The sequence below is a fragment of the Thalassospira sp. MCCC 1A01428 genome (assembly GCF_002115825.1).
In the GTDB taxonomy this organism is placed as follows: Bacteria; Pseudomonadota; Alphaproteobacteria; order Rhodospirillales; family Thalassospiraceae; genus Thalassospira.
The window spans coordinates 1-12,590 of the sequence record NZ_JFJZ01000046.1 but is presented as its reverse complement, the minus strand read 5'-3'; the positions used below and the strand labels follow the sequence as shown (position 1 = coordinate 12,590).

Annotated in this window: 8 protein-coding genes; 2 read left to right on the top strand and 6 right to left on the bottom strand. The window is 53.6% G+C overall.

Annotation, left to right across the window (positions count from 1 at the left end; genetic code table 11):
• Nucleotides 1–2: 2 nt before the first annotated feature.
• Together THS27_RS22150 and THS27_RS22145 are read right to left on the bottom strand one after the other, a co-directional pair.
• The gene (locus THS27_RS22150; RefSeq protein WP_085594583.1) at nt 3–1,274 is read right to left on the bottom strand and encodes an HD domain-containing phosphohydrolase; all 1,272 of its coding nucleotides are present in this window, start codon (nt 1,272–1,274) and stop codon (nt 3–5) included.
• Between the two features lie 18 nt (nt 1,275–1,292).
• A complete protein-coding gene (locus THS27_RS22145; protein WP_085594581.1) occupies nt 1,293–2,513 on the bottom strand; it encodes a response regulator in 1,221 nt (406 codons plus the stop codon).
• Between the two features lie 421 nt (nt 2,514–2,934).
• Here THS27_RS22145 and THS27_RS22140 point away from each other — a divergent pair, with 421 nt between their 5' ends.
• Nucleotides 2,935–4,215, top strand: coding sequence for a pentapeptide repeat-containing protein (locus THS27_RS22140; protein ID WP_085594613.1), 1,281 nt, complete (start codon nt 2,935–2,937; stop codon nt 4,213–4,215).
• A 134-nt stretch (nt 4,216–4,349) separates the two neighbouring features.
• Here THS27_RS22140 and argJ read toward each other — a convergent pair whose 3' ends face one another.
• The 4 genes from argJ to THS27_RS22120 all read right to left on the bottom strand — a co-directional run bounded on the left by argJ (nt 4,350) and on the right by THS27_RS22120 (nt 9,329).
• Entirely contained in the window at nt 4,350–5,579 is a 1,230-nt protein-coding gene (argJ, locus tag THS27_RS22135) for a bifunctional glutamate N-acetyltransferase/amino-acid acetyltransferase ArgJ (protein WP_085594611.1), read from the bottom strand.
• Nucleotides 5,580–5,738: 159 nt separating this feature from the next.
• On the bottom strand, nt 5,739–6,578 hold the full coding sequence (locus THS27_RS22130; RefSeq protein ID WP_085594579.1) for a peptidylprolyl isomerase: 840 nt from the start codon (nt 6,576–6,578) through the stop codon (nt 5,739–5,741).
• A gap of 485 nt (nt 6,579–7,063) precedes the next feature.
• The gene (locus THS27_RS22125; protein ID WP_085594577.1) at nt 7,064–8,167 is read right to left on the bottom strand and encodes a hypothetical protein; all 1,104 of its coding nucleotides are present in this window, start codon (nt 8,165–8,167) and stop codon (nt 7,064–7,066) included.
• Between the two features lie 40 nt (nt 8,168–8,207).
• Nucleotides 8,208–9,329, bottom strand: a complete 1,122-nt coding sequence (locus tag THS27_RS22120) for a hypothetical protein (RefSeq protein WP_085594575.1) — start codon at nt 9,327–9,329, stop codon at nt 8,208–8,210.
• A gap of 307 nt (nt 9,330–9,636) precedes the next feature.
• On the opposite strand from THS27_RS22120, the gene secA reads away from it, so the two are divergent.
• Nucleotides 9,637–12,360 carry a preprotein translocase subunit SecA gene (gene secA, locus THS27_RS22115; RefSeq protein WP_085594573.1) on the top strand — a complete coding sequence of 908 codons (2,724 nt, stop codon included), beginning with the start codon at nt 9,637–9,639 and terminating at the stop codon, nt 12,358–12,360.
• Nucleotides 12,361–12,590: the final 230 nt, after the last annotated feature.

Here is a 12,590-nt window from a genome sequence, read left to right as displayed (position 1 = left end):
TGTCAGGCCTTTGGTTCTTGCGGCGGGGACGATGTCGCAGGAGCGTTCGCAGCGGCTTTGTCAGATGCCGGTGAAGATGTTACGGCCCGGCCCCGCTTTAATGATTGCCCGCCACGGCGGACTTCAATGGGTTCGCGAAACTTGTGGAGCCGTTCAAATATTCTAAGCCGTTGCAGCTGTACCTCGGAAATGAAATTTCCATGGGTCAGTAAAACCCGGTCTTCCATGGTTTCAAGGTCGGTTAACAGATAATCGCCAACCCGCAATTCCTTGATATTGATCGCAAGTTCCTGACCATCGGGATAAACGGTTTCGTCATAGACATCATCAACAACCGCCAGCAGTGACCGCAAACGCGCCAGCAGGTCCAGGTCATAGCGTTCCTTGTGATACAGTAATTCGTCAAAATCCTGGGGCAGGGGGGCATCACCACGGGCGCGTTCGGCCAGATGGTTTAAAATGCGCAATACCCGTGCGCCCAGCGGAATATTTTCCCCCACCGGCCCCTTGTCGGGGAAGCCGGTACCGTCGTAATTGCGGTTCTGCATGCTAACGATTTCGGCAACATGTTCGAGACGCGGAATATTGCCAACCAGTTTGGCAGCAACCTCGGGGGTGCGTTTGACAATATCGCGTTCAAGGGGTTGTAATGGTTTGTCACCCGACATCCGGCTTAGCAAATCGGGTGGGAGTGATACCATGCCAATCGGGCACAGCAAGGCAGCCAGCCCCAGTTCCCAGGGTTGCGGATATTGAATGTCGCCCGCAATCTTGTCGCACCAGGTTTTTACCCGCATGGCGCGACCGAAAATGGTGGGGTTAAGTTGCGCCAGAACGTCGGTCAGGACCTTGATGCTGCCCGCCAGCGACTGTTCGATCAGGTTGCGCTCGGCGGTTATTAACTGGTGCTGGCGCAGGGCGGCACGAATGCCGGCTTCAAGAATTTCATCATCGCAGGGTTTGTTGAAAAAACGAAAAATGCTGCCCCGGTTAATGGCATCAATGGCTGTTGCCTGGTCAGCATTGCCGGTCAGCATGATGCCGACGGTTTCCGGGTACTTTTTTGCAACGGTTTCAAGCAGTTCAACCCCGGTCATGCCGGGCATTCGCATATCGGCGATGCAGACGGCAAACGGGCCTTCCTCGGCCAGGATTTCAAGTGCCTGTGCACCACCAACCGCAATCGACAAATCGAATTTTCCCCGCATGGTGCGACGAACACCGCGCAGCAAATTTTCATCATCATCGACAAAAAGAACCTTGTTCGTTTCCATTACACCCTCCTTGATGGATTACCTGGTCAGGGTTTTATATTGGTCATTTACCTTGATGGCGATTTGTCGCCAGGTTTCAAGCCGGTCGGTTTTGCCAAGTTCCTCCAGATAGGTCATGTCGATTTGATCGGCGTAAGGCTTGGTTCTTTTGTCGTTATTTATGTCACGGCACAGCATTTGCGCAAAATAAAGCGCCGAAAGCGGTGTCATTGCCCGTTCGGGTACGTCGGCCGGGCGATGGTGAAAGGCGACAGCCTGGACAAGCGGCCCGGGGAAGCCCCACAACCCTAGCAAATAGGCCCCGATTTCAGGGTGGGCCGCACCAAATACTTCTTCCTCGGCCGCAATGATCGAGATGTTTTTTGTGTCAACACGTGCCATCACGTCTTCCATTTCTTCGGTTCGGTTCATCAATAAAACCAGACTTCCGATATGGCTAAGCATGCCTGCCGAGGGCACCATCATGGAAATTTGTTTGCCCAGATTTTCGGCCTCGGCGATCAGGGCTGCAGTAATGCCAATTTGCTGGCTGCGATGACATAACAGATACAGCCGCCGGGTCACGTGTGACGGGCCTTTGAACCCCTGAAACAGTCCAACAAACAGGGCCAGTGATTTCAGGGTATCCATGCCGATCATCCGCACGGCATGGGACACGGAACTGATTTTTTGCGTAATGGCAAAATAGGCCGAATTGGTCAGTTTCAGGACTTCGGCTGTCAGGGCGATGTCGGCCGATACAATGGCGACGATGCGGTCATTTCCTGTCAACGGGTCTTCCAGCGCCTTGACCAGGCGCATATAGGTATCGGGCGGGGAGGCAATTGCATCAATTCCTGACATCAGGGCGCGCAGGGCCGGGCGTTGCAGCGTGTCTTTGAGTTCCAGCGCATTTTCAATGGTATCAATCAGCAAACTTTCTTCGCACGGTTTTGCCAGATATTGATGGGCCGGGCCGACGGTGCGCAAAATGGCTTCGTCTTCGGCAAAGCCGGACAGAATGATGCGCGTGCTTTCGGGATGGGCCAGACGGATTTTTTCCAGCAAAGAAGATCCATCCATGCCCGGCATCCGCATGTCGCTTACGACAACATCCATGCTTGTGGCTTCGCAAAGTTCCAATGCCATTTTGCCGCTGGTGGCAAAATGGGTACGCCATTTGGGCCGTTTTGCGTGCAAACGGCGTCGAAGCCCATTGAGTATGTTTTCGTCATCATCGACGAACAGAACTTCATTCATTAAAAATCCCTGCCGAGCAAAGCACCTTGTCAGTTTTATTTGGGGGTTCGGCACACGAATATAAAGGCGAAGACATACGAAATACTGTTTTCCCGATTATACGCCAGGTTTCACGTTTTGGGTGTATTTACCTTTAACTTTATAATCCCCGGTTGGGATTTAAGGCATGTGTAAAGGATGAAACCGGCAGGGGGGATAAAAAGATGAAGCCTTAACCAGAGGGTTCGTGTGCGCGTTGGAAAAAGAGTGCTCGGCGAAGCCGTGTTAACCTTCCTTTAACATTGTCGAAAATTAATTCTATTGTATAGTTTTATGAAGGTTAAAAAGGGGCATTGCAGCACAAGTGCCAGTGCCCGGAGCGCGGCGATACAATGCGTTAAAAAAATAAAAACCGGTTTTTTGTGGTGCGGGGGGAATATTGGTGACAACGCGCGAGGAGCTATATGAAGCCATTCGTCTTCATCAGGCGTTTGTCGCGCGAAAACCGGGCGGTAAGCGGTTGCAAGTGCGCAATGCCAATTTGTCGCGCCTTAAGGTGCGACGCATAACGCTGGCTGATGCCGTGTTGCCGGGAACCAACTTTATTCAGGCTGTAATGCATGATGTCCGGTTTGATTTCGCCGATCTTTTTGCCAGTAATTTTGTCGAGGCTGACCTGGAAGGGTCGTTTTTTAACCGTGCCGATATGCGCGGCGTTAATATGGCGCGTTGCCGGTTATGCGACACCGACTTTACCGAGGCCGACCTTCGGGCAGGATCGATTATTATCCTTGATGCCGGGCACGAAAAGTCTGTCAGCCGTCGTAGTGACCTGAGCGGTGCTGATTTGTCGGGGGCCAAGATGTGGGGTGCCAACCTGGCAAATACCAACATGAGCGGTACCAAACTGCACAATGTTGATATGAGCGAAGCCAACATGTTTGCCGTTAATCTGGAGGGCGCAGACCTGAGCGGGTGTCGCCTGACCGGGGCCAAGTTAAAGAATGCGAACCTGAAAGGCGCGCGCCTTAAATATACCGACCTTACCGGTGCCGATTTAAGCGGGGTTAACCTGCGCAATGTCGATTTGTCGCAGGTAGATTTAAGTCGCTGCAACACCAGTGGGGCCATTGGCGTTAAAAGAGGCCCCAAATTGCCCGATTCCATCCAGGAACGTATTGATCGGCATGCCGCCTGGATTAGCAGCGAAGGGCAAACCGGAAGCCCGTTAAATGTAGCGGGCGAGGATTTATCAGGCATTGATTTATCGGGCAGTGATCTGACCGGAGCCTGTTTTGATAATTGCACGTTGCGTGAAACAAAGTTTATGGATGCAGTGCTTATTTTGGCATCTTTTCGTAATGCCAACCTTGAAGGGGCGAAATTTACCGGGGCACATTGTTCGGGGATTCGCATGATGGGGGCGAAGCTGGATCGTGCTGTGTTGATGGGCGTGCATATGGGGCCCGTTGCCCAGCGCGATGCCACCGGAAGTGCTACCGGCGAAAGCTGGAAGGCGGATTTAAGCGATGCCAGCTTGCTTCAGTGCGATTTGCGCAATGTAAAATTTGCCGAAGTGCGGCTGCGAAACACCCTGTTGAATGGGGCAAATGTTTCCGGGGCGACCTTTAAATCATGCGATGTTGACGGGGCTGATTTTGAAGGGTGCAACATGCAGGCGGCACTGACACCTGTTATGGGAAAGTCACTGGATAAAGCCTGACCCTGACGCAGAATTGCCCGTTTCCTTTGGCAAGATGAATATTATGCTTTGCATATAACAAAGGCGGTGCTGTGAAACACATGCACCGCCTTTGTGTACGTCATTCAGCCGGCAGCAGCCCGGGTTATCGGGCTTTAGCTTCTGTAATCGGCATTGATGGAAATATAGCCGTGGGTCAAATCGCAGGTCCAGACGGTTGCCGATCCGTTGCCAAAACCCAGATCAACATCAATGTCGATATACTGACCCTTGATGTGGGCGGTTACCGGGGCCTCGTCAAAATCGGCAACCCGTTCGCCCTTATGTGCAAGGGGAATGCCGCCAATGGAAACGGTCAGTTTGTTGGGATCGGCCATCACGCCACATTTGCCAACAGCCATCACAATCCGGCCCCAGTTGGCATCTTCACCGGCAATGGCGGTTTTCACCAGGGGTGAATTGGCAATCGCCTTTGCTGCGGTTTTGGCCTCGGTATCATTAAGGGCTGATGTGACATTCACCGTGATAAACTTGCTGGCGCCTTCGCCGTCGCGCACGATTTGATGGGCAAGGTCAACCAGAACAGCTTCAAGGGCGGTTTTAAACCCGGCCAGGTCGGCCCCGTTGGCATCGTCAAATTCGGCGTTGCCAGCGGCCCCTGTTGCTGCGCATAGCAGGGTATCGGATGTCGATGTATCGCTATCGACCGTGATGGCGTTAAAGCTGCGGCCGTTACAATCGGCCAGCATGGCCTGCAAGGTTGCATGCGGAATTTTGGCATCGGTAAAAACAAAGGCCAGCATGGTCGCCATGTTCGGCTCGATCATGCCCGAACCTTTTGCGATCCCGGCAATTTTAACCGGTGTGCCGCCAATTTCGCTGGTGGCTGCGGCCCCCTTGGCAAAGGTATCGGTCGTCATGATGGCGCGTGCCGCATCCGACCAGCTTGCCTTTGCTTCCAGCATTGCGGGCAGGGCATCGGTAATGCGATTTGCAGTGGCCGGTTCACCGATCACACCGGTTGACGCCGTGAAAACCTCGTTTTTCTCGCACGACAACAATTTGGTGGTTGCGGCAACTTCATCGGCAACAAACTGTTCGCCAGCCTTGCCGGTAAAGGCAATGGAATTGCCCGCATTAACCAGAAATGCCCGTGCGGTACCGCCGCGCAGGGCTTCGCGGCCCCAGCGTACAGCGGCCGATGCCGTGGTTGATGTGGTAAAAACAGCTGCAACGCTGGTGCCTGATGCCAGTTCGGCCAGCAAAACATCCGGGCGCCCCTTATAGCGAATGCCAAGGGTTGCGGTATGCAGCGTCAGGCCGCCAATTTCGGGCAATTCGGGAAAAGCAGCCGGGGCAAGCGGCGAAACGGTATGTGCAGCCATGTGTTTAATGTCCCTTGTCTGGCCGGGCGAAACCGGGAATGCAAAATATGGTATAATATGCAGGATACAGGCAAAAAAACGGGGCAGGCCGTTGGGCCAACCCCGTCTGGTCATTTGGCAATCAAGCCCGATAAGGCACTTTGTGGTGCCATTAACAGCTTATTTGCTTTCTTTGGCGTCCGGGGTTTCCAGGGTGTTGTCTACTTCAGCATCTGATCGCAGGTCAGCAACCAGCTTTTTGTAGGTTTCCTGGGTCAGTTCGGCGGTCAGCTCGGTACGTTTGTCTTCAAAGCTGGGCTGTTCGCCTTTTTTGGTTTCTTCAACCTTGATCACGTGCCAGCCAAACTGGGTTTTAACCGGTTCCTTGCTGTAGCTGCCCGGTTCCATTTTGAACGCGGCATCCGCAAATTCCGGTACCATCTGGTCATGGCTGAAAAAGCCCAGATCACCCCCGGTGGGGCCAGACGGGCCGGTTGATTTTTCTTTGGCCAGATCGGCAAAATCCGCACCGCCATCAAGTTCCTTGATTACGGCTTTGGCGTCTTCTTCGGTTTTCAGCAGGATATGACGGGCGTGAACCTGATTTTCCGGTTCATTGGTTTTAATGAATTCGTCATAGCGTGCTTTAACCGCGTCTTCAGTCACAACCTTGGCAATTTCGCGGTCAAGGTAGGTTTCAGCAACGATGCGGCGCTTCATGGCGGCAACGCGATCTTTGACTTCTTCGTCGTCGTTCAGGCCGGCTTTTTCACCCGCCATGGTCAACAGACGCTGGCTGATTTCGCGGTCCAGAAGCATCGGCTTAAGGGCTTCAAACGGATACTGGCGATACTGTGCCGGAAGCCCCTGCTGCGTAGCGCGCACTTCGGATTCCATAATTTTTTCGCCGTTTACGGTCGCCAGAACCTTGTCTTCGGCCGGTGCAGAATCCTGCGCCATGGCCGGAGATGCAAAAAGGACGGTGGCCAGTGAAGCAGCGAGAAGGGTTTTACGCAGCATGTTTTCTCCAGATTTATTTATTAAGGGCCGGATGACCCTGTTCCTGTTATCTAACGGGTAAATCATATCCTTTATCATGGCACAAGAGGCAGCCCGCCAATGTCACGGTTTTTTCCCGGTGGCTGGCGCAAAAGTGATAATGAAACGATCCCGAAGTCCGTAAATAACCCCATAATGCGGCAATTTAAGGGAGAGACAGTGCCAATTGGCACCCGGAAAACACCATTGATGTGTTAATGGCGTGCAAATTTGGCCCTGTGATCCGCTGAGGCGGACGTCAGAAAACCGCATGGCTGTAGAAACTGGAACAGTCCAGAGCAGGAAGGACAGCGGGGCATGGCTACGCTAATTGATGATGATGCATTGATAACGGACCATGCCAAAAATGGCAGCATATCGATAGGAAAGCCTCGCGTGCTGTACCCACCACAGGCGATTTCAGGTTACAGGTGGTGGTCGTTCAGCATCACACAGGCCAGGTTTGTCTATGCTTCCATATCAAGCAGGACTTCACCAACTTTGCCAATGCTGCCATCATCGCGTTCAAACTGCCCCTCTGCGGCAAGCGTACCACCAACCAGGCGTTGCGATAGCGGCGTAATTGCCGAAAGACGAATGCTTGATATGCCTTCGTCTTGCAAGCTGGATTGTGAGCCGTCGGCATGTAGCAAAATCAGCGATGAAAATACCTTGTCCTGCGCATCGATGGTGCCATCGTTATTGTCGTCATAGGTTGCCAGTTCGGCAAATCCATCGGTGGCACCGTTCTGGTCGCCAAACAATTCACGGCCATCATCGATTTTACCGTTTTTGTTTTTATCAAGTGCCAGCAACGCATCGTTACCGGTAACCCAGGCGGCCTGGGTGGCCGTGCCGTTACCATCAAGGTCAAAAACGGCGCCGTCGCGCAGGCTGGTAATGTCGATGCCATTGCCATCCAGATCCAGAATTAACGGGTCCTGCTGGGTGACATTGCCAATCTCCATGCGAATTTGGCTAACGCGGACCTGTAAATCGCTAACCGAAATACGGGTACTGCCGCCGTTGCTGCTGCTGGCTTGCAAGCTGGTCTGGCTGAATTGCAGTTCAACACTGCTGGCCACCAGCGAAAACCCGTTTGATGCCTGTCCCGATTGTGCCAGCGAGGATTTGAAATTTGCCTCGCTGCCAATGCTGTCTGCCGTGGCAGCGCCGGTTAGCTGGGCGGCCATTTCGCGGGCTTTTGCCGGGGGAATACCCAGCATCGCCAGCACGATCAGGGCATCACGGTTCATTCGGCGCGACGCATCATTAATTACTTCACCGCCGCCGCTGCCTGACAAATGCAGCAATTTGGAAATTTGCGATGAAACAGCATCACCCCCCGGCGTGGCCGTTGCCCCGGGCGTGTTGTTGCTGTTGCCCGTGGCTGACAGGTTAAGCCGCGCGCTTGTCGATTGTGCCGCATTACGAACAATACTGGCCGAAGCCTGACCGCGTGTTGCCGATACCTGAAGGGCGGTTGCACTTGCAGTGGCGCTGTTTTGTTGTAGCGATACCAGCGAACTTGCCCGGCCTTGTGCAGCATTGTTCAGATTAAGGGAAACCATCGGCTGCCTCCATGATGACAGCGTTTCAGAAACAGGCGGTTCAGGCCGTTACGCTGTTTGCATCATCGGCTGGCGTAATGGACAGCTTGTTACCATCGGGCATCTGGAATGTGGGCGTATTGCCATCATTTCCTGCGCGGCCCATTGGCAACAACAAATCGATTCCCAGTTTGGTAACCGGTTTATCAACGCCATTTTCGTCCGGTTGCATCAATTGCTGAACATCGCGCACGATTACCGCGGCCTGTTTCATCAGTTGTGCCTGAAGGTCGCTTGCATGTTTCAGGGCCAGGTCGGCGGCACTGGGGCCTGCCTGTGTGGCGGCGGCGGTGCCATTGGTTGTGTTTGCCGTCGTATCCTGATCACCGGTTTTGTTCGCAGCACTGGAATCCCCGGTGGTGCGCTCCAGCAAATCTTTAATGAAGTCGGCAACGCCGGACCCGTTAATATCAAACAGTAACCCGCCATCACCGGCATTGGCCGATTGACCCAGGCTGTTTACCAGGTTTGCACCATCCAAACCGTTTAATGCGGTGCCCAGTGCGCCCAGGGCGGCACCGGCGCTGTTGCCAACGGCCGAAACCGCCACGCGGGAAACTTCAAGTTTGGCGGTGTTATAGCTAAAGGAAAAATCGCCAGTGGTGTTATCGATGCTGATATCGAGCGACTGGGCGGCAAACATGGCAGACTCGGCAAAGCCCGCCGCCGATGCATTGCCATTGCTATAGGCAATTTCGCTGCGCGAATGGCTGGCAATGGCCTGCTTGAAAGAAAAATCAAAATTGTCGGACCCGAATGCCATTTTTGTGATGTCATCAAACAGGGCCTGTGTGGCGGCGGTGGCTTCATCGTCGCTCATGCTAGACAGGGCAAACATTTCTGTCATGCTGCCGCGAATCAGTTCCAGCGCCGATGACAGGGCTGTCGAGCCCAGCCCGTCAGCCGAAATCATCGGGTTGGCGGTGGTGGCAGCAGGTTTGTCGCTGGCCTGTGCGGCGCTAACAGCTTGCGGGGATAGCGAAAGACGGTCAACCGCCTGGGATGCCGGGCGGCCAAGGCGCGATCCTGCTTCTGAATCGGTTCCATGGCCCTGGGTTAACCGGGCATCTGTGCTGGGTACCGAGCCGCCACGTAGCGGGCCAAATGCGGATATGTCCGCCATAGTATCCTCCTCCTGAGGCACAATACCGCCTGATCATGGTGCAACAATTGCTGCATCGGGCGATATGTTCGGGCTACTTGCCCGCTTTTGAAAACTTAAGGTTTTATCATAAAGTGTTTTTACGCCTATCTCAAGGACCAAAAAACAGCCAGATTTATACGGAATGATAGGAAAGCGGGTATTCTACGTACATCTTAGTGGTTCGTTCCGTTGACAGATCAAAGTCAGGGTTCTATCTGTGATCGGGCCCGGTGTATGTACCGTGACCCGTCTGTTTGTTATTTTCATTTTATCCAGGAACGTTTTAATGCTCGGCGTCATTGCCCGGAAAATTTTCGGTTCAGCTAACGATCGTGAAATCAAAGCCCTTCGGGCCACGGTCGAGCAAATCAACGCCTTGGAACCCGAGGTCGAAAAACTGTCTGACGAAGAACTGCGCGCCCGGACCGACTGGCTGCGCGATCGTCTGACGAATGGTGAGACCCTAGAACAGGTTCTGCCCGATGCCTATGCCACGGTGCGCGAAGCCGCAAAACGTGTGCGCGGCGAACGCCATTACGATGTGCAGCTGACTGGCGGTATCGTTCTTAACGACAGCAAAATCGCCGAGATGAAAACCGGTGAGGGTAAAACGCTGGTATCGACCTTGCCGGTCTACCTGAATGCCCTGTCGGGTAAGGGCGTGCATGTTGTGACGGTCAACGACTATCTGGCCCGCCGCGATGCGGAATGGATGGGGCAGGTTTACGGCTTCCTGGGGATGACGGTCGGCGTGATCATGCATGGCATGACCGATGACCAGCGCCGGGCGGCTTATCGGTGTGACATCACCTATGCCACCAATAATGAACTTGGCTTTGACTATTTGCGCGATAACATGAAATTCCGTCTGGAAGACATGGTTCAGCGCGAATTCAACTATGCCATCGTCGATGAAGTCGATTCGATTCTGGTGGACGAAGCCCGGACCCCGCTGATCATTTCCGGCCCCGCCGAAGACGGATCGGCGATGTATATGGCGGTGGATCAACTGATCCCGAAACTGGTCGAAGCCGATTACGAAAAAGACGAAAAGGCCCGGGCCGTTACCCTGACCGAAGAAGGCACCGAACACGCCGAGCAACTGCTAGGTGAAATGGGCATTCTGACCGAAGGCACGTTGTACGACATCGCCAATATTCATCTGGTCCATCACACCAACCAGGCGTTGCGCGCCCATAAGCTGTTCCAGCGCGATACCGACTATATCGTCAAGGATGGCAAGGTTGTGATTATTGACGAATTTACCGGCCGCATGATGGAAGGCCGCCGGTATTCCGACGGGCTGCATCAGGCACTGGAAGCCAAGGAACGGGTTGAAGTTCAGAACGAAAACCAGACTTTGGCGTCGATTACCTTCCAGAACTATTTCCGTCTGTATCCGAAACTGGCAGGCATGACCGGTACGGCCATGACTGAAGCCGAAGAATTTGAAGAAATTTACGGCCTGCGCGTGGTGGAAATTCCGACCCATCGCCCGATTGCCCGTAAGGATTTCGACGACGAAATTTATCGGACCGCGGAAGAAAAATGGGATGCCATCGCCGACTTGCTGGTCGAAGCCCATGCCCGTCAGCAACCGTGCCTGGTCGGCACCGTTTCGATCGATAAATCGGAAATGCTGAGCGCGCTTTTGAAAAAGCGTAAAATTCCCCACGAAATTCTGAACGCCAAGCAGCACGAACGTGAAGCCTATATCGTGGCACAGGCCGGTGCGCCGGGTGCTATTACCATTGCCACCAACATGGCCGGTCGCGGTACCGACATTAAACTGGGCGGTAACGTGGAAATGCGCGCCGAACTGGAACTGGCGGATGTGCCCGATGCCGAACGCGAAGCTGGCATCGAGCGGATTCGCCAGGAAGTGATCGAGGATCAGAAAAAAGTTCTGGAAGCGGGCGGTTTGTTTGTGATTGCAACCGAACGCCACGAATCGCGCCGGATTGATAACCAGCTGCGCGGTCGTTCCGGTCGTCAAGGTGACCCGGGGGGATCGAAGTTCTTCCTGTCGCTGGAAGATGACCTGATGCGTATTTTCGGGTCCGAGCGCATGGACAGCATGCTGCAGAAACTGGGGCTGGAAAAAGGCGAGGCGATCTATCATCCGTGGATCAACAAAGCCCTTGAAAAAGCACAGCAGAAAGTTGAAGGCCGCAACTTCGACATTCGTAAGAACCTGTTGAAATTTGACGATGTGATGAATGACCAGCGTAAGGTCATTTACGAACAACGCCGCGATTTGATGCAGGCAAAAGACGTTGCCGAAGACGTTGCCGAAATGCGCGCCGAAGTCATTGAAGGCATTGTTGCCCGCCATTGCCCGGAAAAGATTTACCCGGAACAGTGGGAAGCAGACTCGCTGCATGAAGAATGCCTGCGTTTGTTTGGTCTGGATTTGCCGGTGGCCGACTGGATCAAGGAAGAAGGCATTGATCCTGCGGAAGTTCACGACCGCATCGCCAAGGCAGTTGATTCGAAAATGGCCGCCAAGGTCGCCAATTACGGCAGCGACATTATTCGCCAGGTCGAAAAAAGCCTGCTGTTACAGTTGCTGGACCAGTCATGGAAAGACCACCTTCTGGCACTGGACCATTTGCGTCAGGGCATCGGCCTGCGCGCATATGGTCAGCGTGACCCGCTGAACGAATTTAAACGCGAAGCCTTTAACCTGTTTGAAGGCATGCTGGGCACGTTGCGTGAACGTGTGACGCAGATGTTGTCGCATGTTGAATTGCAATCTGCCCCGCGCCCGGAAGACCTGGAACCGCGCCGCCAGCAGCAAATGCAGGAAAACCATCCTGCCCCTGAAGGCGATGCAACGGCTGCCACGGCAGCGGAAGAACGCCAGCAGGAAACGGTACAGTCCCGTCAGGGCAGTGGCGTTGATGTTGATGCCAACGATCCCTCGACCTGGGGACGCGTTTCGCGCAATGCGCCGTGCCCTTGTGGCTCGGGCAAAAAATACAAACATTGCCACGGCCAGCTTGCCTGATTGGCTGTAAGTTATTTTTCTTAAAGATTTCTTTTTAATGAACTTCCCCTGAAAGTTGAATGCTAACTTTCAGGGTTTCTTTTGAAAGGAGTAAGATTGATTGTTGCCTATTTAAGGTCGTGTGTTTATTGATGAAATGAGGATTTAAGGATTAGCGTCAATTGCCGAGCGCTAAAATAACAACAGGGGGGGGGATGAAGTATCGCCCTGAAATTGATGGATTGCGATCT